Origin of the sequence: Candidatus Allofournierella excrementavium (assembly GCF_048526665.1) — a bacterium.
Classification (GTDB): Bacteria; Bacillota; Clostridia; order Oscillospirales; family Ruminococcaceae; genus Allofournierella_A; species Allofournierella_A excrementavium.
Genome location: NZ_DBGFPE010000032.1, coordinates 1 through 24,618, shown reverse-complemented (window position 1 = coordinate 24,618; position 24,618 = coordinate 1). Strand labels below are relative to the sequence as shown.

Here is a 24,618-nt window from a genome sequence, read left to right as displayed (position 1 = left end):
GAAAGGCTTTGCGTCCGGGTATATTTCAAATTGCTTTTCACAGTTCTGTATGCGCCGCAGCCACCGCGAATACCTCCAGCGCGCCGGCCTGCATCAGCGCCGCGGCACAGGTGCTGATGGTGGCGCCGGTGGTGATCACATCGTCCACCAGCAGGATCCGCCGTCCTTCGATGCGCTGCGCATTCCTCACGCAGAAAGCGCCCCGCAGGTTTTGCAGCCGCTCGGCTGCGGACAGGCCCTTCTGGGTGTGGGTGACACGTGTCTTGCGCAGCGCCCGCTTTTCCAGCGGGATGCCCAGCGCGCGGGCCAGCGGCCCGGCGAGAAGTTCCGGCGGCTCATATCCCCTGCCCCGTTCGGAGGAAGGCACAGGGACCACCAGGTCGAAGCGCGCCAGCGGCGGCACACCGTTAAAAGTTATTATACCACGCTTTATGTCGTAATTACAACCAAAAACGGCCCGCGCCATCTCCGCGCCCAGGGTCTCGCCGTAGCAGGCGCGTCCGCCGTTTTTGAAGCGCAGGATGGCCTGCCGCACGCACCCGTCGTAGCGCCACACCGCGGCAGCGCCTGTCACGTCCCGCAGGATATGCTCGGTGGCCGGCAGCCGCGGGACCGCGCGCCGCAGTTTTGCCAGCTCTGCTGCGCAGTCCGGGCAGTCGGGCATCCAGCCCAGCACCCTGTCGCAGAAGGGGCAGCGCCGGGGATACACCAGCCCCGCCGCCAGCTGCACGGCGACCCTCAGCTGCATTGTGCCATTCCAGCGCCCAGCAGCGCGCAAAGGCAGCTGTACCGCTTGTTTTTCTGCACGTTTGCCACCATCTCTTCCATCACCGAAAGTTCACCCGGCAGGACGCAGAGTTTTTTCGCTCTGGTGACGCCGGTGTACAGGAGATTACGATAGCGGAGCATTGTGGGAACACCGCTCAGCGGCATCACCACCGCTGTGAACTCGGTGCCCTGGCTTTTATGGACGGTGATGGCGTATGCGATCTCCAGCTCCTGGAGGGTATCCGGGCCATAGGTTATCTTTCTGTCTTCCATCTGCACCAGCAGGGTGCGCTGGGCTGGGTCCACCTGCAGGATGACGCCCATATCCCCGTTGAATACGCCCACGCCCGATTCTCCCCCATCACGCTCATAGGGGATGAGGTAATCGTTCCGCACCTGCATCACCTTGTCGCCCTGACGGAGCACCCGACCGCCGACTTCCAGTTCGGGCTTATCCGCGGCGGGCGGATTGAGCAGCTGCTGCAGGCAGGAATTCAGTTCCGTGGTGCCCACCGGTCCAAGTTTGCTGGGGCAGAGCACCTGAATGTCCCGCATGGGGTCAAACCCATAGGTGGCGGGCAGGCGGCGGCTCACAAGATCGCACACCAGCTGCTGGCACGCCATGCCCGCAGAGGGCAGGAAGAAGAAATCACTTTCTTTCGTGCCCTTTTGGGGCACAAAGCCCTCGACGATGCGGTGGGCGTTTTTCACGATGAGGCTTTGGCCCGACTGGCGGAAAATGCGCTCCAGCCTGACCGTCGGCACCACGCCGCTCTGGACGACCTCGCCCAGAATATTGCCGGGGCCCACGCTGGGCAGCTGGTCGGCATCGCCCACCATGATGATGCGGCAGCCGTGGCGCAGCGCCGCCAGCAGGCTCTGGAACAGCTTCACATCCACCATGCTCATCTCATCCAGCACCACCACATCGCACTTGAGCAGGTTTTTCTCGTTGTGGATAAAGCGCAAAAGGCGGCTCTGCGGGTCGTAGTCCACCTCCAGCAATCGGTGGATGGTCTGGGCCTTCTGGCCCGTCAGCTCCGACATGCGCTTGGCCGCGCGCCCGGTGGGCGCGCAGAGAGACACGCGCTGCCCGGAATGCTGCAAAAGCGAGAGGATGGCGTTCACGGTGGTGGTCTTGCCGGTGCCCGGTCCGCCGGTGAGCACCATCACACTGCTGCTCATGGCCATGCGGATGGCTTTGCGCTGTTCTTCCGCGTAGGCAAAGCCCTGGGCGCTTTCCAGAACGGCGATGTTTCGGTCCACGTCGGCGGGAGGAGTCACAGGATGGCGGCTGAGTTCCCACAGCCGGGCGGCAATGTCGATCTCCGCATTGAAAAGGTCCGGCAGGAAAATAAACTCGCCCTCCGCGCGGGTGCATTTGTGCGCCTCGCCATCATCGAGCAGATGATCCAGTTCTATATCCACCGCGTCCGTTCCGATCTTCAGGTGGTTGGCGGTGCACTGCACCAGCCTTTCGCGGGGCAGACAGGTGTGTCCGTTGCCTGCGTTGTGGCGCAGGACATAGAGAAGACCCGCCCGCACCCGCAGGGAGTCCGTCGAATCGATCTGCAGGTCGGCCGCAATGGCGTCTGCCCGGCTGAATTGCAGGTGCAGCGGTTCCCCGCATAGGATATAGGGGTTGCGATTTATCTCCTCCACGGTGGAGGGCCCAAAATGTTTGAACACCTCCACCGCCTGCGTCGCTGAGATGTTAAAGCGGCCCAGATAGGCCACCGCCTCCCGCACGCCGAACATCCGCCTGAACTCGTTCGAAATGGCTTTCGCCTTTTCAGGGGTGATGCCCCGCAGCTCGGTCAGGCGCAGCGGGTCATTGGCAATGATCTCCAGGCAGTCGGCGCCGAAGCGCTCCACGATCTTTTTGGCGGTGGCGCGCCCGATGTAGGGCAGCGCCCCGCTGGAGAGATAAGAAAGGGTCGCCGCAAGGTCCTGCGGCATGCTGACCTCGCATCTTTCAGCTTTGAACTGCGGGCCGTGGGCGGGATGGATCTCGAACCGGCCGTAGATCGTGACGCTTTCGCCCGGGTTCACTTCTCCCACTTCGCCGGTGACCACATGAAGCTCGCCGCCGGCATTCACCTCGAACACGGCATAGCCGGTGTCGGGGTTTTCAAAAATCACATTCTCCACTACGCCTTCCATGCACAGAAGTTCCCCGGAACGCACCTCATCCATCGCTCTGGCTCCCCTTTCCCCCGCAGGCAGATTCAAAGCCATTATACCGCGGGCCCGGGGCTTTGTAAACCGAAGCGCGGCCCGTCATCGGGTCAGGGCGTACTCCTCGCCGAACATCAGGTCGTACTGCAGCAGCCAGTGGTTCTGGAACCACTGTTCCTGTCCCTCGGTGAGGTCGGCGTCGGTGGTCGTGCCGTCGGGCAGGATGGTCACGCCCAGCGTGCGGCTGCGGTAAGCGGAGAGCTGATTTGCCAGATAGCGGAACATGGGCGGCTCTTCCAGGCCGTAGAGTTCCATCAGCACAGGGCTGATCTGATAGGCGGCCACGGTGCCCAGGTCCACCTTGCCGTCCCAGTAGTTGCTCCAGATGAGCAGCGGCATCTGGTGGAGCTCGGGGCTCTCACTGTCCGCCCCGGAGGCGTAGCCGGTGGCGGTGTAGACTTCATAGCCGCTGCCGATGGGGTTGTAGTGGTCGCCCCAGAACACCAGGATGGTGGGCTCGTCCACCTGGCTGAAGTAGTCGGTGAGGGTGCCCAGCATGGCGTCCGCCTCCCGCACGCCGGTGGCGAAGTCCTGCAATGCGCCGAGGGTGCTCTCACTGATGCCCTCCGGCGCCTCCAGGATGCCCACAAGCTCCTCCTCGGGGTAATTGTTCTTGTTGTAGCTGGTGTGGTTCTGCATGGTCACGGCGTGGATGAAGAGGGGCTTGTCCTCGTCCCGCTCCTCATACTCCTGAATGATGCGCCGGGCCATCTCCGCGTCGGTCACAAGGCCGCCGGACCACTCGGTGTCCCGCTTGCGCTCGGGGTCCACAAAGTCCTCCAGCGAGATGAACTCATCGATGCCCAGGTTGGGGTAAGCGGTGTTGCGGCTCCAGAACTTGGCATAATAGCAATGGATGGCCTGGGTGGCGTAGCCCTGGTCCTTTAAGTACGACGCGATGGAGAACATGGGCCGGGTCACATGCTGCTGGAAAGGCTTGGACCCGCTGGGCAGAAATTCCACCGAAAAACCGGTGAGGGCCTCGAACTCCACGTCGCAGGTGCCGCCGCCGAAGCTGGGGCTGTAAGCCTTGCCGTAGGCGGAGGTCTCCATCAGGCGGTGGAGGTTCGGCGTGACCGGCTGGTCGAAGACCACGCCGTAGTCTTCCAGTTCCTGCACGTCCCAGAAGGATTCGTCCATGATGAAGATGATGTTGGGCTGGGTGACCTGCCCGTCCCCCGCCTGGGCGTAGCTGCCCTCAAACTCGGGGGCGAGGTCCTGGCTGTAGGCCTGCTCCACCAGCTGTTTCACGGTCTCCTCGGAGTAGTCCTCGGGCTCGTCCACCTCAAGGTTCTGGATATTGGTCAAAAAGCCCGCGATCACGCCATAGTTGCGGTAGTAGCGGTTCTGCATCCACATATCCGGCACGATGCCCACCATCCGGGAGCCGGTGGGGCTGAGGAACACAAGGAAAAGCAGCGCAAGGCCGCCCGCCCCGGGCGCCGCCCAGGAGAGGATGAACTGCCACACAGCCCCTCCCCGGGGACGGGGCACAAGGCAGGCGAAAACTGCCAGCGCCAGAATGATGAGGGCGCTGACCCACATGGAGGTCTGCAGTTCCAGACCCGCCTTGCCCACCACGCCGGCGGCCTCCGCGCCCTGGGAGAGGTCCCAGGGAAAGAAGGGCTCGCCCCGCAGCTTGAGTTTGAAGTAGGTCACTGTGGCGGGGATGCACCCGCCCGCGCCGCACACCAGCACCGCCAGCGCGGGCAGCCGCGTCAGGTTCGCCAAAAACAGGTAGGTGCACAGGATGAGCAGCCAGCTGCAGGCAAAACTGCCAAAATGAGGCAGAAAGTTGTCGGTCCAGAAGGAGGCGCTCAGGCTCCCCCGGTGGATCCATTCGGTGCACAACAGGGTGACGGTGGCCACGATGGGAGCCATCGGCCACCAGAAGATGGAAAGTTTCGCCCGCCAGGGCGCTCTTTGTTTCAACGTCGTTTGCAAGGGAAATGAAACCTCCTGAAAAAGTTTTGCCGTCATTCCAGCAGCCGCGCCCAAAACCCGCCGCGGGCTTTGGGCGTGCCGGTGGGCAGCTGGGTGCGGACAAGGATCACGTCCGCGCCGATGGCGTCTATCTCCCGCCAGGGAATGAACACGTCCTCCTGCCGGCCCAGCAGTCCGAACAGCCGCGGCCGGCCCAGCAGGACGAGCCCCTCAAGGGCGGCGGTCTGCGGGTCAAAGCGAAGATCGTCCGCCCGGCCGAGATTCGCCCCCAGCGGCACCTGGATCACATCCTTTTTGCAAAGCTCGCTCAGGGTCATGGTCCTCCCCTTTCCGGGCCGTGCGGCGGAGTGCCTTCGCTATACTAAACGATGCTGACCCCCGCTGTATTGCAACGAGCCCCATGTTTGCCTGTTGAAAAGATATGTGTCCGGTTTTGTATTTTAGCACAAAATAGTGTATAATGGATGAAACTTGTCAAAGAACAACCCTTTCCTCGGGAGGATATGACCCATGTACAAAAACATCGTGTTCGATCTGGGCGGCGTCGTGGTGGATTTTGCCCCTCACGATTTTCTGCTGGACCGTTTTTACGACGAAGCCATCGAGACAAAGGTGTACGACATCACCTTCGGCAGTGTGGAGTGGCGTCAGCTGGACGCCGGCGAACTGGACCGCGAGGCCGGCAACGCCGCCATGCTTCAGAAAGCCGCCGAGGCCGGCTGCACCTTTGAGGTGCAGAGCGTGCTGGACGACTGGTACCGCATGCTCAAGACCCGCCGCCGCACGGTGGACGTGATGAAGCGGCTGAAAAAGATGGGCTTCTCGCTGTATTACCTCTCCAACATTCCCTGGGACGTTTACGAGGAGATGCAGCAGCGGGACTTCTGGCCCCTGTTCGAGGGCGGCGTGGCCTCCTGCGAGGCGGGCGCCAACAAGCCCGACCCCCGCATTTTCCAGCTTCTCATCGAGCGCTACGGTCTGGTGTGCGGCGAGACCATCTTTGTGGATGACAACAAGCTGAACACCACCGCCGCCTACGACCTGGGCATCACCGGCATCCACTACAAGGGCGGCGCGTCCTTCCTGCGGGCGCTGAATGCCTGCGGCATCCCCATCAAGGAGCACCTGCTCTGGTAAAACGCAACCCTCTCCCCCCGTGCCGGCGGCACGGGGGATTTTTTATGCCCGGGCGGGCCGGGCCCTCACCCAGCTTTTGACAGTCTTCTCCGCCGCCGCGCGGTACACTGTTAGCCGGGAGGTGGGGCTGTGAAGATCGTTGTCTATCTGGATATCCTGCTGGTGACGAATTTCATCGCAGGGTATTTTCTTTTGCGGGCGGCCGGCTGGCTTGCCGGCGCGGCCTGCTCTGCGCCCCGCGCCCTGGCCGGAGCAGCGCTTGCCGCGGCCAGCACGCTGATCCTTTTAGCGCCCGCCTTGCCCGCGCCGCTGGGTTTCGCCTACAAGCTGGCCAGCGCCGCGCTGGTGACACTGGCCGCCTTCGGCTGGCATGGTCTTCGCCCTTTTCTGCGGGCGGGGGCATGGTTCTTCGCCCTCAATCTGGGTCTGGCGGGCCTTGCCCTGCTGGGGTTGCAGCGGGGCGGCATGAACGGCGTGCGGGTGCACAACCTGACGGTGTATGCCGACCTTTCGCCGATGGTGCTGGTGCTCTCGGTGCTGGCGGTGTATCTGGCGGTGCGGCTGGTGCTGCTGGTTTTCGGGCCGCCCGCCGACCAGGAGCCCTGGCAGCTGGAACTGTGTCTGGCCGGCAGTGAGATACGGGTCCAGGCTTATTACGACACCGGCTTTTTTCTGCGGGACCCGGTGGGCGGGCGCCAGACCCTTCTGGTCAGCTGGCCGGGGGCGGAGCGTCAGCTTTCGGACGAAGTGAACGCCTTTCTGCGGGGATACTTTTCAGGGCAGAACCCTCTTCCGCCCGAGGGGCTGGGCCTGCGGCTGGTGCCCTGTTCCGGGGCCGCCGGCAGCGCCGTGCTGCCGGGTCTGACCGCCGCCGGCGCCCGGCTCACGGGGCAGGGACACACGCTCACCGCCCGAAACGTGACGGCTGTGTTCACCGCCGAGCCCCTGCGGGACGGGCAGTTCCAGGCCCTGTTCGGGCGGGAATTCCTGATGGACGAGACCGAAAGGAGGTCCAAAGCATGCACCTGAATCTGTTCCGCCGTCTTCTTGCCGGGCTGCGCCGCCTGCTGGCGCGGCTTCGGCTGCCCGGCGGCGTTTACTACATCGGCGGGCCGGAAGCCCTGCCGCCGCCCCTGACCCCCGAAGAGGAAAAGCTGGTGTTTCAGGGGCTGGAAGAGGGCCGGCAAAGCTGCCGCGACATCCTCATCACCCACAACCTGCGGCTGGTGGTGTATATTGCGCGCAAGTTCGAGAGCAGCGGCATCGCCGTGGAGGACATCATCTCCATCGGCACCATCGGGCTCATCAAGGCGGTGAACACCTTTGTGCCCGCCAAAAACATCAAGCTGGCCACCTACGCCAGCCGCTGCATCGAGAACGAGATCCTGATGTTCCTGCGCAAGAGCAGCAACCGCCGCCAGGAGACCAGCATCGACGAGCCGCTGAACACCGACGGCGAGGGCAACGAGCTGCTTTTGTCCGACGTGCTGGGCACCGACCAGAACCAGATCAGCGCCCAGCTGGAGCAGGACGCCGAGAAGGACATGCTGCTGGCGGCGGTGGACCGGCTGCCCCCCCGGGAAAGGCAGATCATGCAGATGCGCTTCGGGCTGCTGGACGGCGTGGAGCACACCCAGAAAGAGGTGGCCGACGAGATCGGCATTTCCCAAAGCTACATCTCCCGGCTGGAAAAGCGCATCATCGCCCGGCTGCGCCGGGACCTGGAAAAGATGTGCTGAGTTTGCAGCAAAACAGAGCCCCCGCCGCCTGCAGGCGGCGGGGGCTCTGTTTTGCTTTTGTCAGGCGGTCTTGCTTTCCACCATTTCGGTCTGCTGCACGAACAGCGGCATCAGGCCGCCCCGCAGGCCCATTTCGCTGTCCGGCAGGGCAAGCAGATAGTCAAAGCCGTTTTTGCTCCAGCGCAGCATCGCCGCGCCGCCCTCGTTCTGGCTGATGTTCACCCGGATGTCCCGGTGATACAGGGTCACCTGCTCCCGGAAGTTCTGCTCAAAATCGCCCTCACGCAGGTCGGCGCCCGCGCGGCCCACCCGCAGAATGAGTTTCCACTCCGGCTCCACCGTGTATTCCAACTGAGCCACCGCCCCGCTCAAAAGAGATATGCGGTCCAGCCGGACGATGTCATTTTCCGGCAGGCTCCGGGCCCGAAAACCCGCGCGGCGTCCGAAATCCGGCCGGGCGTACTCCCACTGCCCCGTGCCAAACCGGGAATAGAGCAGCGCCGCTGCCACCGTGATGAGCACCGCCGCCAGCAGCACGCCCCCCACGGCCAGCGCCGCCAGGATACGAATCTCCATACAAGATCACTCCCCCTCCCCCTCACTGTATGCGCGCGGGCGGCAGATGTGCGGCCAGCTTTTACCAGCGGCCGCGCTGTTTGCCCGGCGCGGCGGGCGGCCATACTTTTGTCATGCCATGGGGGGAGCGTGACCATCTTTGTATTACGGCAAGGTCGAGATATGCGGCGTGAACACCGCAAAACTTCCGGTGCTCACCGAGAAGGAAAAGACCGCTCTGCTGCGGGCCGCCCGCGCAGGCGACAAGGAGGCCCGCCAGCGGATGATACAGGGCAACCTGCGGCTGGTGCTGAGCGTGGTGCAGAAATTCGTGGGCCGGGGCGAAAGCATGGACGACCTGTTTCAGGTGGGGTGCATCGGGCTCATCAAGGCCATAGACCACTTTGACCCGGACCTGAACGTGCGTTTTTCCACCTACGGGGTGCCCATGATCGTGGGCGAGATACGCCGCTTTCTGCGGGACAACAACGCCGTGCGGGTCTCCCGCTCGGTGCGGGACATCGCCTACAAGGCCATGCAGGCCAAGGAACAGCTGCAAAAGGAACTGAACCGGGAGCCGCACATGGACGAGATCGCCCGCAAGGTGCAGCTGCCCACAGCCACCGTGACCCTTGCGCTGGAAAGCGTGGTGGACCCGGTGAGCCTCTATGAGCCGGTGTACAGCGACGAGGGCGACACCATCTATGTGATGGACCAGCTGGGCGACGGCGGCGGCGAGGACAGCTGGATCAGCGGCATCATGTTCAGAGACACGGTGCAGGCTTTGAGCGAGCGGGAGAAAAAAATCATGGCGCTGCGCTACCTCTCGGGCAAAACGCAGGTGGAGGTAGCAAAGGAGATCGGCATCAGCCAGGCCCAGGTGAGCCGCCTGGAAAAGAACGCCCTGGGGCGCATCAAGGGCAAGCTGTGAGCAAGCGCTGAAATTTTACAGGCATCGTTCGTGGACATTCCGATTCTGCTGCGTATAATATATACAAGGAGGCAAGGAAACGACCACCACGTGCAGATTTTGCTCAAATCCAACATGTTTCCTGATGTATGATGATGAATATGACCGAAGAGAACGGCATGGTCCCGATGACCGACGAAGAATTCAACACCTATTTTGCCCTGGAGTCCGACCATCCGGACATCATGGAAAAAGCGGCGGCTGTTTTTGCCCAGCAGCCCGACCTGCCCTACGTCGAGATCGGCGAATTTATCGTGCCCAACCGCAAGCTGCTGGAAGACTGACAGACCGGCGGCCCGCCTGCCGGGCCCCGGCTTTTCCGAACGCAAAACAGGCTCCTCTCACCGGAGAGGAGCCTGTTTTTTGTTGGTTCTCACTTCAGTTCCACCACAGTCACGCCGGCCTCGCCCTCGCCGTAGCGGCCAAGGCGGAAGCTCTTGACGTTCTTGTGGCCCCGCAGGTGCTGGTGGATGGCGTTGCGCAGCGCGCCGGTGCCCTTGCCGTGGATGAGGTAGACCATGGTCTGGCCGTTCATCACCGCGTGGTCGATGAACTGGTCGGTCTCCATCAGCGCCTCCTCCACGGTCATGCCCAGCAGGTTTATCTCCATGCTGGCGCTGCGCTCCACCCGCTGCACGGTGGCGCTGCGGGGCGCGGGAGCGGCGCGGCCGCCCTTCTTCTGGGGCTTTTGCAGCTTGTCCGGCGCTTTGAGGCCGGAGAGGGGCACCTTGGTCCGGATGATGCCGGCGCGCACCTCAACCATGCCGTTGCGGTCCGGCAGCGAGGTGACGGTGGCCAGCTGGTCATACTCGGCGATGACCACCTCCTGCCCCATCCGCACCTCTTTCAGCGGCACGAACTGGCGCACGGGGTTGTGGGCCACGTCGCTCTTGGCGAACAGGCGCTCGGCATCCTTGCGGGCAATTTCCCGGGCGCGGGCGGCCCGCTGTGCGGCGGACTGTTTGTCGTCTTTTTGCAGCTTGTGCAGTTCGTCGGTGAGGGCGTAGGCCTCCGCCTGCACCTGCTGGGTCATCTGCCGTGCCTTGAGGCGGGCGGCTTCCAGCTCGGTCTCGCCCTGACGCACCAGCGCGTCGCACTTTTCCCGGGCCTTTTCCAGCATCTTCTCCGCCTCGGTCTTGGCCTTTTCCGCCTCGTCCTGGCTCTCTTTCAGCTGCAGCTTCAAATCGTCCAGCTGGGCCAGCACGTCGTCCAGCCGCTTGTCGTCGCTGGCAAGGTGGGTCTGGGCCCGCTGGATGACCCGGGCGGGCAGGCCAAGCTTTTCGCTGATGAGGAAGGCGTTGGACTTGCCCGGCACGCCCACACTGAGTTTGTAGGTGGGGCGCAGGCTCTCCACGTCGAACTCACAGCTGGCGTTCACCACGCCCGCCGTCTCCAGTGCGAACGCCTTCAGTTCGGAATAGTGGGTGGTGGCCATGACCAGCGCGCCCTGGATGCGCAGCTGCTCGATGATGCTCACCGCCAGCGCCGCGCCCTCGGCGGGGTCGGTGCCCGCGCCCAGCTCGTCCAGCAGCACCAGACTGCCCTTGAAGGCGTTGTCCAGGATGCCGGTGATCTTTTTCATGTGGCCCGAGAAGGTGGACAGGCTCTGTTCGATGCTCTGCTCGTCGCCGATGTCCACCAGATAGTCGGTGAACACGCAGACGGTGCTGTGCTCGTGGGCGGGGATGAGCAGGCCGTGCTGAGCCATAGCGCAGAGCAGGCCGGCGGTCTTGAGGGTGACGGTCTTGCCGCCGGTGTTGGGGCCGGTGATGACCAGGGTGTCGTAATTTTCGCCCAGCGCCACGTCGATGGGCACCACCTTGTCGGGGTCGATGAGGGGGTGGCGGGCCTTTTTCAGGTCAAAATGCACGTCGTCCGCCACCTGGGGCATCCAGGCCTTCTGCTCCAGGGCCAGATGGGCCTTGGCCAGCAGCACGTCGATGTCCAGCATGGCCTTGTAGCTGAAGTTGAACATCGGCTCGATGGAGGCCACCTGCTCGGTGAAGGCGATGAGGATGCGCTCGATCTCCGCCTTCTCCTGGCTGCGCAGCTGCATGATCTTGGCGTTGGCCTCCACCACGGCGGTGGGCTCCACGAACACGGTGGCGCCGCTGCTGGACACGTCGTGGATGACGCCGCCCACTTCGCCCCGGTACTCCGCCCGCACCGGCACCACGAAGCGGCCGTTTCGGATGGAGACCACCGCGTCCTGCAAGAACTTGTTGGTGGTGCTGTTTTTGATGATGGCGTCCAGCTTGTCACGGATGGAGTTTTCGGTGGCCTGTATCTTGCGGCGCACCTCAAACAGGGTGTTGCTGGCGGTGTCCGCCATTTCCTCCGGCGAGAGGATGGCGGAGCTTATCTGCTTTTCCAGCCCGGGCTGGGGGCTGAGGGCGTAGAACAGATCGTCCACCGGCAGCATGTCGTGCTCGGTGAGGCCGTACCAGGACACCAGGTTCTGGAAGTTGCGCAGCGCGCCCGCCACTTCCAGCAGTTCCGCCATGGAGAGCACGCCGCCCTTGACGGCGCGGCTCACCACCTTGTCAACGCCGGACACGCCGCCGAACCGGGGGCTGCCGTTTTTCAGCAGCAGGCTGGCGATGGCGTCGGTCTGACTCAGGGCATAGCGCACCTCGTCGGGCGTTTCGCCCGCGGGCTGCTCCAAAAGCAGGGTGCGGGCTTCGGGGCAGACGGCCAGCGCCGCCGCCCGTTCCAGGATCTTGTCCAGTTCCAGTGTTTTGCGATAACTTGTATCCATGATTCTCCTCAAAAGGGCGCATCGCGCCCGCTATGTAGTTCAGTTCACTCCATCACAGAGTGAAGGAAATCCAGCGTTTTCAGGGGCTTGTCCAGCCGGGCGGCGGCGTAGCGCTCGGTGACGCGGCCCAGTTTTTCCAGGCTTTTGGGCGAAAGAGAGAAGGCGAACACCTTCTTGTCCTCCACCAGAGCGATGTGGCGCAGGGCGATAAGCGCGCCCTCGTCCAGATTGGGCGCAAGGCCCTGGGCCTCGGCGCAGTCGCCGCAGAGCAGCTCGCCCGCGCCGATGTCGAAGTAAAAATCTCCGCCGTCGTATTTCTGGCAGCTTTTGCAGCAAAGCAGCGCGGGCATGTATCCTGCCTCGCACACCGAGCGCAGCTCATAGACCGCCTTTATCTGGGCCAGGGGCCTTTTCTGCTCGCTGATGAGGTAGAGGCTGTTGAGCAGAAGGCGCAGCTGGGCCGCCGCCTCGCCGCCGCTGGGCAGCAGGGTCAGGGCGATCTCCGCCAGATACATGGCCAGCGCCATGCCCTCGATGCTTTTGGGCAGGCCGAAAAACACCTGTTTGACCTGGGCGTCGTCCACCATGTACATGGACTTGCCCGCAAACAGGGTGAATTCCGAATAGCAAAAAAGCCCGCAGGCACTGAAAAGTTTGCTTTTCAGGCGCAGGCTTCCCTTGGCAGATGCGGAGATAAGGCCGTGCTCCGGGGTGAGGATGGTGAGGATACGGTCAGATTCCCCCACCTTCACTTCCCGCAGCACCAGGCCCGGCGTCACCAGTTGCATGTTCGTCTCCCGCGGGCGGCGGCAGCCCGGGCTGCCCGGTGCGCAGAGCCTTTTTGTAGTTCAGGTACTCCCGCACGCCGCCGGTCGTTTCAAACTCTTTCCAATCTTTCCAATAAGAACCGCTGCTGTCCATCGCTGGTCGCCCCCTGGTGGTACTGTTCCACCATTGTACGCCGGTATGCCCGGAAAAGTTGTCCAGCGATGTAGAAAAATTTTTGCGATGTGTCGTGTTTAACCGACAACATCATTTGTTTTGAACAAAGCCAAAGTCGTTCAAAAGGAAGTCGCTGTCACGCCAGTCGTCCTTCACCTTGACCCAGCACTGAAGGTTCACCTTCGCGCCCAAGAATTCCTCACAGTCCACCCGGGCGGCGCTGGCGATCTTTTTCAGCATCTGGCCGCCCTTGCCGATGACCATGCCCTTGTGGCTCTTGCGCTCGCAGTAGATGTTGGCGTCGATGTCGATGATGTTCTTGTCTTCCCGCTCCTTGAAGCGCTCCACCGTGACGGCGATGCCGTGGGGCACCTCGTCCCGCAGGAAAAGCAGCATCTTCTCCCGCAGAATTTCGCTCACCAGCGCCTTTTCCGGCATGTCGGTGTAGGCGTCGTCGTCGAAATAGTGGGGGCCTTCCACCCCGTAGGCGGCCAGGATGCCGAACAGCTCCTCGCAGCCCTTGTCCTCCCGGACGCTGATGGCCACGACCTTGTCGAACACGCCCAAAGCCTCCAGCTTTGCGGTGCGCGCCGCCAGATCCGCCTCGTCTTTGAGAGTGTCGGTCTTGTTGATGACCGCCACTGCGGGGGTGCCCCGCAGCGCGTCGATCATGGCCTGCTCGGCCTCGGTGAACTCGCCGTAGGGCTCAAAGAGCATCAGGCTCACGTCCACATCCGCCACGCTGTCGGTCACGGTCTTGCTCATCCGCTCGCCAAGCTTTGTGCGGGGGATGTGCACGCCGGGGGTGTCCAGCAGGACATACTGCACCGGACCGCGGGTGACGATGCCGGTGATGCGGGTGCGGGTGGTCTGAGGTTTAGAGGTGACGATGGCCACCTTCTCCCCCACCAGCCGGTTGGTCAGGCTGGATTTGCCCACGTTGGGCTTGCCCACAAGGGCCACAAAAACCGATGAGGTCTGCAAAGGATCATCCTTTCTTTCTTTCGGGCCAGAACACAAAGAACCAGGCCCCGGCCAGCGACGCCGCCAGCAGGGCCAGGGCCCAGGGGTGCGCGAAGAACCAGCCGGGGATGGCGCACAGCACCTCCGGCTGCCAGAACAGCATCACGCCCACAGCCGCCGAAGCGATGCTGAAGGTCAGCACCGCGCCCGCGGCCATGTCTTTGGCGCCGCCCGCCGCCCGCCAGTGGGCGGGGTCGGGAGATTCCACCGACCGCTCGATGGCAGAGTTCACCAGCTCCAGCGCGATCACGCCGCCGATGCAGAGAAACAGCAGGGCGTACTCCACCGCGCTGAAGGAATAGAACAGGCTGGCCAGCAGCACGTATGCCCCGGCGCACAGGTGAAAGCGCAGGTTGCGCTCCTCTTTCACCGCGGCCCAGAAGCCTTGCGCCGCATAGCCAAACCCGGCAAAAAACCGCCGCATATCAGATCTGGTCCGCCGTGTAGGACACAGTGCGGGGCAGGCCCAGCTGGATGAGCACGGCCTCTTCCTTTTCCCGCATCTTCACCGCGGCAAGGCCGCCCTGCTCGTGGTCATAGCCCAGCAGGTGCAGCATGGAGTGCACAGTGAGGAAGGCCACTTCCCGCTGCAGCGGGTGGCCGTAGAGTTCCGCCTGCTCCATCGCCTTCTCCATGGAGATCACGATGTCTCCCAGAAGGCAGGCGCCGGTGTCCTGGTCCACATCGTATTTGCCGTCCTCGCCCAAGGGGAAGCTGAGCACGTCGGTGGGCATATCTTTGCCCCGGTACTGGGCGTTCAGGGTCTGGATCTCGGCGTTGTCCACGAAGGTCACACTGATCTCCGCGGGCTGCTCGAACCCCTCAAACTCCAGCACAGCGTTGCAGCTGCGGCGGATCAGGATGCGCAGGCCCGAGGGGATCTTCACCTTCTTCTGCTGGTTTGTGATCAACACTTTGTTTGACACACCGTTTCACCTCTTCATGTTTTTAATGGTTCCGTTCGCGGGGTCCCGCCCGCGCAAAACGCCCCGGCTCAGGGCGTCAGTTCAGGGATTGCGCCGCTGCCGCGCCGCCCGGTCGTAGGCCTTGACGATCTCCTGCACCAGACGGTGGCGCACCACGTCCTTTTCGGTGAAGTAGACCCGGGCGATGCCCTCCACATTCTTCAGCACGTTCAAGGCGTCCAGAAGGCCGCTGCGGCTGCGGTCCGGCAGGTCGATCTGGGTCACGTCGCCGGTGACCACCACCTTGCTGCCGGTGCCCATGCGGGTGAGGAACATCTTCATCTGCTCCCGGCTGGTGTTCTGGGCCTCGTCCAGGATGATGAAGGCGTCGTCCAGCGTGCGGCCGCGCATGTAGGCCAGCGGGGCCACCTCGATGGTCTGCTTTTCCAGCAGCTTCTGGAAGCTCTCGGCCCCCAGCATGTCGAACAGGCCGTCATAGAGCGGGCGGAGATAGGGGTCCACCTTGTTCTGCAGATCGCCGGGCAGAAAGCCCAGCTTCTCCCCCGCCTCCACGGCGGGCCGGGTGAGGATGATGCGGCTGACCTCTTTGCTCTTGAAGGCCTTCACCGCCATGGCCACCGCCAGATAGGTCTTGCCGGTGCCGGCAGGGCCCACGCCGAAGGTGATGGCGTTCTGCTTGATGGCCTGCAGATACTCCCGCTGGCCCAGCGTCTTGGGGCGCACGGGCCGCCCCTTGGCGGTCACGGCCACAAAGTCCTGGGTGAGCTCCCGCACACGGCGCTCTTCCCCTGCGCCGGCCAGACTGATGCAGTAGCGCACCGTCTGCTCTTCCAGCGGGGTGTGGTTTTCCAGCAATGTGAGCATGGCGTCCACCGCGCGGGCGGCTGCCGCCACCTGCTCCGGCTCGCCGGTGAATTTGATCTGGGAGCCGCGGCACACCGCCGTGATGGAAAACTCGTTCTCCAAAAGGCGGATGTTCTCGTCCCGGCTGCCAAAAATCTCCAGCGCTGTTTCTACACTGTTCAGCTCGATCAGTTTTTCTGCCATTCCACACCTGCTCACTTGCCGAAATCTCGCGGGGCCGGCCGATTGCACCTGCGCCCACAAATACATCGTTATTATACCACAAAATATTCCAATAGGAACTGTCTGTTTTACACAAAATTTTACGGCGTTTTCATCCACCCTTTTCCCGGGCAATGTCCGCCTTGAAATCCACCGTCATTGTGTAGGTCAAAGTGCCGCCGTCCCAGCTTTCCTGGCGGCTTTCGGCGATGATCTCCGCGTCCGGAAACTCCGCGTAAAGCTGGGCAAGGCAGGCAAAGCGGGCGTACTGGCGGGCGCCGTCCGGCGTGAGGTGGAACTGGCGCGCCTCCCGCTGAGGCACATACCGCTCCTCAATGGTGGCGGGCAGGGCAAATCCCAACACGGTGAGCGGCCGGTGCACCGTGCGCACCTCCCCGCCCTCCGGCAGCTGCGCCCCCAGTTCCAGCGTGTGCCCGAACAGGCGCAGGCGGCAGCTGCCGACCACCCTGCCGGTGAGCGCCTGCACCTCATAGGTGGAAGGCTGCACGCACTGGTAGGTCTTTTTCACCGCCGCCACCACCAGCCCTTTGGCGTGGCTTTCCACCGGCTGCTCGTATGGGTCCGGCTTGTAAGCGCTCACCAGCACGTCCCCGGCGGCGACGGTCTGCCCCACTGATTTGACGGCGAATCCCTCCTGGGCGTTCACCTCCAGCAGAATGCCGTCCGCCGCCGCCACCAGGTCCACCGGGTCGTTGGATTCGATGGCGGGTTTTTGCAGCGCGGGGCTGGCTTCCACCACCAGCCGCCCCTTCTCAAAGTTCAGTGACACCCAGCCGAAGGCTTCGTCCCCGTCCATAAGCTGTTTTTCCGCAAGGCGCAGTTTTTCCTGGGTTAAAACCGCGCCCTCGCAAATATCCATAGAATAGAGCGTCTGCTCCACCCGGCTGCGGGTCGCCGCGTCCAGCCCGTCGTATCGGATGGACCAGACGCTCTGCCCCAGCAGGTGCACCGCCGCCGCAAACACCAGCGGCGCGAGCACAAGCCCCCAGCGGCCCCGGTAAGCCCGGAGACGGAAAAGCACGCCCAGCCTTTCCCGCACCCGCAGGCGGGTGCCGCAGCGCCGCGCCAGGCGTGAGACCTCCCGATACCGGCGGGCGGGCAGCCGCGCCGTGAATCCGTCCGCCGTGGGACGGATGTTGTAAAGCGGGATGCCTTGTCGTCCGCACAGCGTGATAAGCTTTTCGCTTCGCCCGCCGGAAGCAGTGAAGTCAACGCCTGCGAAACAGTTTGCCCAAATCAGCCCCATCGTTTACCTCTCGTTTGAAAATTCCGCGCGGAATATCTTCCCCTTCAGAGTGAGCATCCGCCCGCCGACGCCGCACAGGGTAAGCTCGTCGCCGTAGAGGCTCACCTGCCAGCCGCCCATATCCAGCCGTATCTGGTTCTCGTCGTAAAGCAAAACACCTTTGCAGCCTTCCACTTCCACCTGCCCGCCGCACTGGATGTGCAAAACGGGCTGGCGGTAAAAGGCGGCGGGCGGCTGACGCACCAGCCGCTTCAGATAGGTCCCGGGTCTCTCCCGTCTGGTTTTGCGTTTATGTTTCATCTCCTGCCCCCTGCCGCTTCAGTGACCTTTTTTGCGCGGCGCTGTGCGCCGCTTACCCTTATTTATATTAGCCGGGAGGATGAGCTTATGAAGAAATTTCCCCTGCGCGCTGCCGCTGGCGGCGTGTGCGCGCTGGCAATGCTGGCGCTTTTGTTTGCCCGTCCCTTTGCCTGCATTGAGGGCATCCGGGCGGGTCTTGCCAGCTGCGCAGAGCAGGTCGTCCCGGCGCTGTTCCCCTTTTTCGTGGTCTCCTCTATCATTGCGGCCAGCCCGCTGGCAAAGGTGCTGGGCGCGGCGGTGTGGCCCTACACCCGGTTTGGCCTCGGCATCCGGGACAGCCGCGCCGCCACCGCGCTGTTGCTGGCATGGCTGGGCGGTTTTGCCGTGGCGGCAAGGGTCATCGGGCAGATGTATGCCGGGGGCGCCCTCACCCGGCGGCAGGCGCAGCTGCTTCTCGTCTGCGGCGTGGGTTCCGGGCCCGCCTTCGTGGTGAACACGGTGGGCTGCCTTTTGCTGGGCAGTCTGCGGCTGGGCTGGTGCATCTTCGCCGCGCTGCTGCTGGCGGACCTGGCGGCGGGGCTTCTGGCCCGGGCCGCTCTCGCCTCGGAGCCGGAGACTCTTGCGAAATCTGCCTCCTGCCCGGAAGACGCGGCGCAGGGCATCAGTCTTGTGTCCGCTGTGCAGGGGGCGGTGCAAAGCATGCTGGCAGTGTGCGGCTTCGTGACCTTTTTCAGCTTTTTGAACCATGCGCTGGGCTCCTTCCTGCCCGCGTCGGGGCCGGTGCGGGCGGCCCTTGCGGCGCTGCTGGAGGTGACCGGCGGCTGCATTCAGGCAAGCCATTTGGAAGGTGCGGCGGCAGTTTACGGATGCTGCGCCGCCCTGAGCATCCAGAGCCTCTCTGTCTTTTTGCAGGTGCGGGCTCTGCTGGATCAGGACATTTCCCTTTTGCCGCTGGCGGCGGCAAGGCCCGTGCATCTGGCTCTTTCTCTGGGGGCGCTGCGCCTTCTGCTGGGCCTTGTGCCCGGGGCTGCCGCCGCGGCCGCTGCCGGCGAGTGCCTCATCGTGCAGAGCCGCACCGCGCCGGACGCCGCCCTTGTTCTGTTCGCGCTGTGCTGTGCGGCGCTCTACGGCCTCGGCTTTACATCCGGCGGTCAAAAGAGTATAATGAACGAAAATCACAAAAGGAGGCGCCGCCGTGTTTCGTAAGCATCCCGTGCCCGGCCAGAATGTGGAACCGGCCTGCGAATACTGTGAGCACGGCCGCCGTGCCGCCGACCCGCGCATGATCCTGTGCCAGAAGCGCGGGGTCGTTTCCCCCTATTTTCACTGCAAAAAATTTCTCTACGACCCCATCCAGCGGGTGCCCCGCCGCCAGCCCCGGCTGCCCAGTTTCTCCCCGGAGGATTTTCGCCTGGATTGACCGTTTTCTCTTGACGCACGATGCTTTTTCCGTTACAATAATATCCGTTCCGCTGGAATAGCTCAGTCGGTAGAGCAGCTGATTCGTAATCAGCAGGTCGCGTGTTCAAGTCACGTTTCCAGCTCCAGTTCAACATGGGCTTCGGTCCGAATAAAAAGGCCCCGGTCAGTGACCGGGGCCTTTTTGTTGTGATTACTGCGGCCGCTCTTCGGTTTCGCCGTCCTGGCGGAGGACTCCGAAAAGCACCATATTCAGCAGTTCTTCTGAGGCGTTCAGCATGGAATACAGGTCCTGCGTCTCGTGGAAACTGTTCAGGATGTCCTGAAAGAAGGGTTCGACGCCTGCTAGGTAACAGCTCACCTTTTCCGGCTCCAGGTCCTGACGAAGCGGCATGCGGGCCACCATCCGCTCGATGAACTCACGGTTCAGCCGGCGGATGGGCGCGCGCAGTTCCTGTATCTGTCCGGCCAGATGATGTGGCGGACGGAGCATGGCGCTCTCGAACACCGCTTTTTCATTGGGCCGGTCCTGAAAAAAGCCCTCGCGCAGCAGGAAAAAGCCCTTGATGGCCTGCGGGATGTCGGTTTCATTCAGCGCGTCCATGCCCTGGGCGACGTAATTCGTCAGCTCCCGGAAGGTGCGTTCCGCGCAGAGCAGGAACAGCTCGTCCTTGCTTGAGTAATAATGGTACATCATGCCCTTGGAGATGCCGTGGTCGGCGCAGATGTGCTCCATGTTTGCACCGTCGTAGCCGCGGGAACCGAACTCCGCCATGGCGGCCCGGTATATCTCCTCTTTGCTGCGCTCCTGCCGTTCCTTCTGGGTCATGCCCGCACCCCTCCTTCCGCCTTGTGAAGTTCCCCGGCCCACTCAAAGCCTTTCTTGGCAACGAACACCGCGATGATCTCGTTGATGACCGCCGCCGCGGCGATGGTGCCCTGGATCAGCGAGGCGCACTCGGGGGCGGGGCCTTCCAGCACCGACACCACGATGCCGGTGAACACCAGCGACACCCCGGAGTGCGGCAGCAGGGTGAACCCCAGATACTTTTTCACCGTAGGCGGGGCATGGGTGGCCGACGCGCCAAGAAACGCGCCGCTGTATTTGCCCACCGCCCGGGCGATGATATACACCGCGGTGTAAATGCCCGCGCCGAAAACCAGATGGTAGTCCAGCGGCGCGGCCAGATTCAGGATGACCACGATCATAGCAAATCCAATGGCCGGATTCATCACCTTCATCATGGCGCCCAGCTGTGCTTCGGTGATCATGTTGGCAAAGGCCGCCGAATAGGCCATGCCGATGAGCATGAAGTTCAAAAGCGGCGCCGGCAGCGCACTGTTGATGGCAAATCCAATGCCGGCGGAGAGCAAAAGCATGCCCAGCATGACCGCCAGCGCGCCTTCGCCTGTTTTGGTGCGGCGCAACATTTTGCCCGCAGCGAAGCCAGTGACCGCGCCAATGACCACCGGCAGAAACACCAGCAGCATGAGCACCAGCACCGGGATGTTCGCGGTGGAAAGGTGCGCCGCCACAAAAGCCACCACCAGGAAAAAGACCAGTGCGCCCACCAGATCGTCCAGCGCGGCCATGGGGATGAGGGTGCGGGTCACCGGGCCGTCGGCCTTCAGTGAACTCACCACCGAGAGCGACGGCGCGGGCGCGGTGGCCAAGGCGATGCCGCCGAACAGGAACGCCATGTAAAGGGGCGTGCCCGTGAACCAGAAGATGACACCGAACACAAGGCTCACCACCAGAAAAGTCCCCAGCGATTCGGTGAGGGTGGTGACCAAAATCTGGAGCCCGGCCTTTTTCATCCGTTTCCAGATGAGCTCCGTGCCGATCATCAGGCCGAACACACATTCAAAAAAGCTTTCCAGCACGCCGAACCACCGGGAGTCCAGCACCGACCCGCTCAGCAGGCCGAGGGCGTGGGGGCCGATGATCATGCCCGCGATCAGCCAACCCAGAATGGCGGGCAGCTTCAGCCGGGCGACCAGTTTGCCCGCCGCGAACGCGATAAGGATAGCGGCCAGCAGCCGCAGCACATCCATAAGGATCTCCATAAAAAGGCATCTCCTTGCAATAACAGACGGATTCGTCTACAATTTGAAAGTATAACCCTTTTAGACGAATTCGTCTATATCTTGCCTGTGAATTTTTTGTGAATGGACCTTCCGCTCTTTTCAAAGGCGGCGGAAGGCACAAAAAGTATGGAAAAGCCAAACAATGGATGGACTTTTGTTGAATAATCTGATAAAATAATTTTGTTTGTCAAACAAGGTCACGTTTTGGCGTGGCGAGGAGGCTTTATCTTGGCGGAAATCTACAAACAATCCTTCAAGCAGGACTATTCCGACCATGTGGAGATGGCGATCTTCAACTGCGGTCTGGAGCATTGCGCCCCTCTGCACACCTGGGGGCCGGCGGTGCGGGACCACTACCTCATCCACCTGGTGGTGGACGGGCACGGCTGCTATCGCGCCGGCGGGCAGGAACATCATCTGGGCCCCGGCGACCTTTTTCTGCTGCGTCCGGGCCAGCTGGCGGGCTACAACGCCAGCGAGGACGACCCCTGGGAATACTACTGGGTGGGATTCAACGGCGCTTATGCCTCCAAGCTGGTGCAGCACACCCCCTTCACCGAACAGAAGCTGGTGTTCCACTCCACCCGGCCCGAGCCTCTGCAGCAGGCGCTGCTGAGCATCTTCAACGCCCGCGGCCCCAAACCGGAGAACGAGGCGGCCATGGTGGGCAACCTGTATCTCTTTTTGTCGGAGCTGATGCATCAGGCCGCCGAAAAGGAGATCCATGCCCCCAGCGCCGGCAGTCAGTATGTGCTGAACGCCATCAAGTACATCCAGTTCAACTATTCCCATGAGATCACCATTGACGACATCGCCCGGACGGTGGGCGTCAGCCGCAGCCATCTCTATCGCCTGTTCATGAGCAACGTGGGTCAGAGCCCCATCGACTACCTCACCTCCTACCGCATCGGCGAGGCCTGCAATCTGCTGAAAAACTCCCAGCTCTCCATCGCGGAGATCGCCACAAGCGTGGGTTTTTCCGACAAGTTCTATTTTTCAAGAGTGTTCAAAAAGTCCATGGGCATGCCGCCCAGCCGCTATCTCAGCGCGATGCCGGACCACAGCGCATGACCGGGAGTGACCGCAATGAAACATATTCTTTTCAACATCTTTAAAGGACTGCTGCTGGCGGGCGCCGCTGCCGTCTGCATCGTTTTCTATCTTTACACCATCGACTTTTTCGCCCCGCCGCCCAGCGTGGGGCTGCTCACCTCCCCCAGCGGCAAGACCTATCTGGACGCGGACACACTGAAGACCGCGCTGGAAGCCGAGGAAGTGGAGCTTCTGACCGCTGAGCCCGGCGAAAGTTATGCCAATGCGGCAAACCGCCTGCTGGCCGCCGGCGCAGGGGTGCTCATCGTTCCCCAGGACGCCGCCTCGGTGGACTCTTCCCTGCTGGAGGCTGCCGAAACGGCGGGCGCCACGGTGTTTTTCGTGGGCGAGAGCCCCAGTGACGCCACCCTGAACTCCAGCGCCGAGCTGTGGTATCTGGGCAGTCTTGCCTCCCACGGCGGCGAGGTGCTGGGCAAGGCCATCGCCATGGACTACCGCGACGGCACCGTCGCCGACGCGAACGGCGACCTGCTGCTGCAATACTACCTGTACCAGAGCGCCCCCGACGAGGAACAGACCGATCTGGCCAACTATGCGCTGGCCGAGTGCGAACACTATGGCGTGTACACCGCCCAGGTGAGCTATACCGATGGTGAGGGCGCGGCGCTCCCTTTTGACGCCGAATCCCTTGCCGGTCAGGGCGCGCCGGAGGTCATTCTCTGCACCAGCGTCCAGGACGCGCAGGCCGCCCTTGAGACCGCTTCGGCCCTGGGCTGGCTGGAAGGCGAGCAGCCGGTGCGCATCTATGCCGCCGCCGACACCCCGGAAGAGGCGGACAGCCTCGTGGCGGACGGCGTGCAGGCTGTGGCGCACTATGACCCGGTGGCCATGGGCAGCACGGCGGCCCGGATGGCGCTGAACGCGCTGGAGCACCAGTTCCCCGGCCTCGGCACCGAACTCTCGTCGGACGAGGCGGGCCGCTTCATCCTGCCCTACGGCCTGAGCGAATGAGAAAAAGGAGGGCTTTTTGTGCCCGGCTTGAAAAACACCCTGGCGCGGCTCACCATTGAGAGCCTTTCCAGCGACGGCAGCGGCGTGGGCCGGCTGGACGGCAAGGCGGTGTTCGTGCCCGCCACCGCCCCCGGCGACGATGCCACCGTGAAAATCGTGAAGGACATGGGCCGTTATGCTTTTGGCATCGTGGAGGAGCTGCACGTCCCCGGCCCCGGCCACATCCAGCCGGACTGCCCGGTGTTCCGTCCCTGCGGCGGGTGCTGTTTCCGTCATCTGGACTATGAGACCGAAGCCCGCGCCAAAGAGGGCTTTGTGGTCGATGCGTTCCGCCGTCTCGGCGGCTTTGAGGCTTTGCCAGTGCTGCCGCTGCTCACCGGCCCCCTGACCGACCGCTACCGCAACAAAGTGCAGTTCCCCGTCGGGTATGACAAGGATGGAAACGTGACCTTCGGCTTCTATGCCGGGCGCAGCCACCGGCTTGTCCCCTGTCAGGACTGTCTCTTGCAACCCAAGGCTCTCAACGACATCGCCGCCGCGGTCTGCGCATTTCTGCAGGCGCACCGCATCCCTCTTTATAATGAAGAGACCCACCGCGGCCTTGTGCGGCATATCTTCCTGCGCCAGGGCTGGCACAGCGGGCAGGTGCTGCTCTGTCTTGTCATCAACGGCCGCAGCCTGCCCGATTCGGAGCCGTTCTGTGCTGAACTGACGGCTCAGTTCCCGCAGATCAAGACCATCGTTCTGAATGTGAACCGCCAAAAGACCAACGTCATCACCGGCGAGGAGTGCATCCCCCTCTTCGGCGCCGGCTACATTGAGGACACGATGTGCGGCGTGCCCGTGAAGCTGGGGCCGCTGTCCTTCTATCAGGTCAACACCCCCGCCGCCGAGCGGCTTTACGCTGTGGCACGGGAGTTCGCCGGCCTGCAGCCCACCGATACCCTGCTGGACCTCTATTGCGGCATGGGCACCATCGGGCTTTCCATGGCGGACGACTGCAGCGCTCTTGTGGGCGTGGAAATCGTGCCCGAAGCGGTGGAGAGCGCCAAGGCCAACGCCGCGGCCATGGGTGTGCAAAACGCCCGGTTCCTCTGCGCCGACGCCGGGCAGGCCGCGGCGCAGCTTGCCGCCGAGGGCCTCAGCCCGCAGGTCATCTGCCTTGACCCGCCCCGCAAGGGCTGCGACGCGGCGACCCTGGACGCGGTGCTGGCCATGGCTCCCCGCCGTGTGGTGATGGTCAGCTGCAACGCCGCCACCGCCGCCCGGGACTGCCGCTATCTTGCCGACCGGGGCTACCGCCCCATGAAGGTGCAGCCCGTGGACCTGTTCCCCCGCACAAAGCATGTGGAGACGGTTGTCTTGCTTTCCAAGGGTGAGGTCGACTCGAAAAAGATTCGGGTTGAGTTCTCTTT

Annotated in this window: 25 protein-coding genes and 1 tRNA gene; 11 read left to right on the top strand and 15 right to left on the bottom strand. The window is 63.0% G+C overall.

Annotated elements, in window-relative coordinates:
- Positions 1-37 precede the first annotated feature (37 nt).
- The 4 genes from ACMI1Q_RS08175 to ACMI1Q_RS08160 all read right to left on the bottom strand — a co-directional run bounded on the left by ACMI1Q_RS08175 (position 38) and on the right by ACMI1Q_RS08160 (position 5,267).
- Positions 38-748, bottom strand: coding sequence for a ComF family protein (locus ACMI1Q_RS08175; protein ID WP_419503409.1), 711 nt, complete (start codon positions 746-748; stop codon positions 38-40).
- Complete coding sequence (locus ACMI1Q_RS08170) at positions 739-2,964, bottom strand: ATP-dependent RecD-like DNA helicase (protein ID WP_419503408.1); 2,226 nt, start codon at positions 2,962-2,964, stop codon at positions 739-741. Before ACMI1Q_RS08170 ends, ACMI1Q_RS08175 begins: the two co-directional genes overlap by 10 nt.
- Before the next feature lie 84 nt (positions 2,965-3,048).
- Positions 3,049-4,938, bottom strand: a complete 1,890-nt coding sequence (locus ACMI1Q_RS08165) for an LTA synthase family protein (protein ID WP_419503407.1) — start codon at positions 4,936-4,938, stop codon at positions 3,049-3,051.
- A 44-nt stretch (positions 4,939-4,982) separates the two neighbouring features.
- Positions 4,983-5,267 carry a PRC-barrel domain-containing protein gene (locus ACMI1Q_RS08160; RefSeq protein ID WP_177521623.1) on the bottom strand — a complete coding sequence of 95 codons (285 nt, stop codon included), beginning with the start codon at positions 5,265-5,267 and terminating at the stop codon, positions 4,983-4,985.
- Between the two features lie 193 nt (positions 5,268-5,460).
- Between ACMI1Q_RS08160 and ACMI1Q_RS08155 the strand changes: the two genes are divergently transcribed.
- From ACMI1Q_RS08155 to sigE, 3 genes are all read left to right on the top strand, one after another.
- Positions 5,461-6,087 (top strand): HAD family hydrolase, encoded by a 627-nt coding sequence (locus tag ACMI1Q_RS08155; protein WP_419503406.1) that lies wholly within the window; start codon positions 5,461-5,463, stop codon positions 6,085-6,087.
- Between the two features lie 129 nt (positions 6,088-6,216).
- The gene (locus ACMI1Q_RS08150; RefSeq protein ID WP_419503405.1) at positions 6,217-7,116 is read left to right on the top strand and encodes a sigma-E processing peptidase SpoIIGA; all 900 of its coding nucleotides are present in this window, start codon (positions 6,217-6,219) and stop codon (positions 7,114-7,116) included.
- On the top strand, positions 7,107-7,826 hold the full coding sequence (gene sigE / locus ACMI1Q_RS08145) for an RNA polymerase sporulation sigma factor SigE (RefSeq protein WP_419503404.1): 720 nt from the start codon (positions 7,107-7,109) through the stop codon (positions 7,824-7,826). Before ACMI1Q_RS08150 ends, sigE begins: the two co-directional genes overlap by 10 nt.
- Positions 7,827-7,886: 60 nt before the next feature.
- Here the strand turns inward: sigE and ACMI1Q_RS08140 are convergent, their stop codons facing one another.
- Positions 7,887-8,402 carry a hypothetical protein gene (locus ACMI1Q_RS08140; protein ID WP_330058997.1) on the bottom strand — a complete coding sequence of 172 codons (516 nt, stop codon included), beginning with the start codon at positions 8,400-8,402 and terminating at the stop codon, positions 7,887-7,889.
- A gap of 139 nt (positions 8,403-8,541) precedes the next feature.
- On the opposite strand from ACMI1Q_RS08140, the gene sigG reads away from it, so the two are divergent.
- Both sigG and ACMI1Q_RS08130 read left to right on the top strand, forming a co-directional pair.
- The gene (sigG, locus tag ACMI1Q_RS08135; RefSeq protein WP_394980756.1) at positions 8,542-9,312 is read left to right on the top strand and encodes an RNA polymerase sporulation sigma factor SigG; all 771 of its coding nucleotides are present in this window, start codon (positions 8,542-8,544) and stop codon (positions 9,310-9,312) included.
- Positions 9,313-9,440: 128 nt separating this feature from the next.
- Entirely contained in the window at positions 9,441-9,635 is a 195-nt protein-coding gene (locus ACMI1Q_RS08130) for a hypothetical protein (protein WP_419503403.1), read from the top strand.
- A gap of 89 nt (positions 9,636-9,724) precedes the next feature.
- Here ACMI1Q_RS08130 and ACMI1Q_RS08125 read toward each other — a convergent pair whose 3' ends face one another.
- The 8 genes from ACMI1Q_RS08125 to ACMI1Q_RS08090 form a co-directional block, all read right to left on the bottom strand.
- On the bottom strand, positions 9,725-12,109 hold the full coding sequence (locus ACMI1Q_RS08125) for an endonuclease MutS2 (protein WP_419503402.1): 2,385 nt from the start codon (positions 12,107-12,109) through the stop codon (positions 9,725-9,727).
- Positions 12,110-12,153: 44 nt separating this feature from the next.
- Complete coding sequence (gene recO / locus ACMI1Q_RS08120; RefSeq protein ID WP_419503401.1) at positions 12,154-12,897, bottom strand: DNA repair protein RecO; 744 nt, start codon at positions 12,895-12,897, stop codon at positions 12,154-12,156.
- A 244-nt stretch (positions 12,898-13,141) separates the two neighbouring features.
- The gene (gene era, locus ACMI1Q_RS08115; RefSeq protein WP_419503416.1) at positions 13,142-14,014 is read right to left on the bottom strand and encodes a GTPase Era; all 873 of its coding nucleotides are present in this window, start codon (positions 14,012-14,014) and stop codon (positions 13,142-13,144) included.
- Between the two features lie 25 nt (positions 14,015-14,039).
- Positions 14,040-14,498 (bottom strand): diacylglycerol kinase family protein, encoded by a 459-nt coding sequence (locus tag ACMI1Q_RS08110; RefSeq protein WP_330057322.1) that lies wholly within the window; start codon positions 14,496-14,498, stop codon positions 14,040-14,042.
- A gap of 1 nt (position 14,499) precedes the next feature.
- On the bottom strand, positions 14,500-15,000 hold the full coding sequence (gene ybeY, locus ACMI1Q_RS08105) for an rRNA maturation RNase YbeY (protein ID WP_177521280.1): 501 nt from the start codon (positions 14,998-15,000) through the stop codon (positions 14,500-14,502).
- A gap of 81 nt (positions 15,001-15,081) precedes the next feature.
- Positions 15,082-16,047 (bottom strand): PhoH family protein, encoded by a 966-nt coding sequence (locus tag ACMI1Q_RS08100; RefSeq protein ID WP_177521279.1) that lies wholly within the window; start codon positions 16,045-16,047, stop codon positions 15,082-15,084.
- Between the two features lie 130 nt (positions 16,048-16,177).
- On the bottom strand, positions 16,178-17,332 hold the full coding sequence (locus tag ACMI1Q_RS08095; protein ID WP_419503400.1) for a sporulation protein YqfD: 1,155 nt from the start codon (positions 17,330-17,332) through the stop codon (positions 16,178-16,180).
- 3 nt (positions 17,333-17,335) lie between these two features.
- Positions 17,336-17,632, bottom strand: a complete 297-nt coding sequence (locus ACMI1Q_RS08090) for a YabP/YqfC family sporulation protein (RefSeq protein WP_419503399.1) — start codon at positions 17,630-17,632, stop codon at positions 17,336-17,338.
- A gap of 87 nt (positions 17,633-17,719) precedes the next feature.
- On the opposite strand from ACMI1Q_RS08090, the gene ACMI1Q_RS08085 reads away from it, so the two are divergent.
- The 3 genes from ACMI1Q_RS08085 (at position 17,720) to ACMI1Q_RS08075 (ending at position 19,179) form a co-directional block, all read left to right on the top strand.
- Entirely contained in the window at positions 17,720-18,838 is a 1,119-nt protein-coding gene (locus ACMI1Q_RS08085; protein ID WP_419503398.1) for a hypothetical protein, read from the top strand.
- Positions 18,828-19,052 carry a hypothetical protein gene (locus ACMI1Q_RS08080; RefSeq protein WP_330057314.1) on the top strand — a complete coding sequence of 75 codons (225 nt, stop codon included), beginning with the start codon at positions 18,828-18,830 and terminating at the stop codon, positions 19,050-19,052. The genes ACMI1Q_RS08085 and ACMI1Q_RS08080 overlap by 11 nt, the downstream gene beginning before the upstream one ends.
- A gap of 51 nt (positions 19,053-19,103) precedes the next feature.
- A tRNA-Thr gene (locus tag ACMI1Q_RS08075) sits at positions 19,104-19,179 on the top strand.
- Between the two features lie 65 nt (positions 19,180-19,244).
- Here ACMI1Q_RS08075 and ACMI1Q_RS08070 read toward each other — a convergent pair.
- A complete protein-coding gene (locus ACMI1Q_RS08070; protein ID WP_419503397.1) occupies positions 19,245-19,880 on the bottom strand; it encodes a TetR/AcrR family transcriptional regulator in 636 nt (211 codons plus the stop codon).
- Positions 19,877-21,112, bottom strand: coding sequence for a cation:proton antiporter (locus ACMI1Q_RS08065; protein ID WP_419503415.1), 1,236 nt, complete (start codon positions 21,110-21,112; stop codon positions 19,877-19,879). Before ACMI1Q_RS08065 ends, ACMI1Q_RS08070 begins: the two co-directional genes overlap by 4 nt.
- A 255-nt stretch (positions 21,113-21,367) precedes the next feature.
- Here ACMI1Q_RS08065 and ACMI1Q_RS08060 point away from each other — a divergent pair, with 255 nt between their 5' ends.
- The 3 genes from ACMI1Q_RS08060 to rlmD all read left to right on the top strand — a co-directional run.
- The gene (locus ACMI1Q_RS08060) at positions 21,368-22,210 is read left to right on the top strand and encodes an AraC family transcriptional regulator (RefSeq protein WP_419503396.1); all 843 of its coding nucleotides are present in this window, start codon (positions 21,368-21,370) and stop codon (positions 22,208-22,210) included.
- Positions 22,211-22,225: 15 nt separating this feature from the next.
- Positions 22,226-23,203, top strand: a complete 978-nt coding sequence (locus ACMI1Q_RS08055; RefSeq protein WP_419503395.1) for a substrate-binding domain-containing protein — start codon at positions 22,226-22,228, stop codon at positions 23,201-23,203.
- A gap of 18 nt (positions 23,204-23,221) precedes the next feature.
- Positions 23,222-24,618: 23S rRNA (uracil(1939)-C(5))-methyltransferase RlmD (gene rlmD / locus ACMI1Q_RS08050; protein ID WP_419503394.1), on the top strand; the 1,397-nt coding region annotated here is incomplete at its 3' end.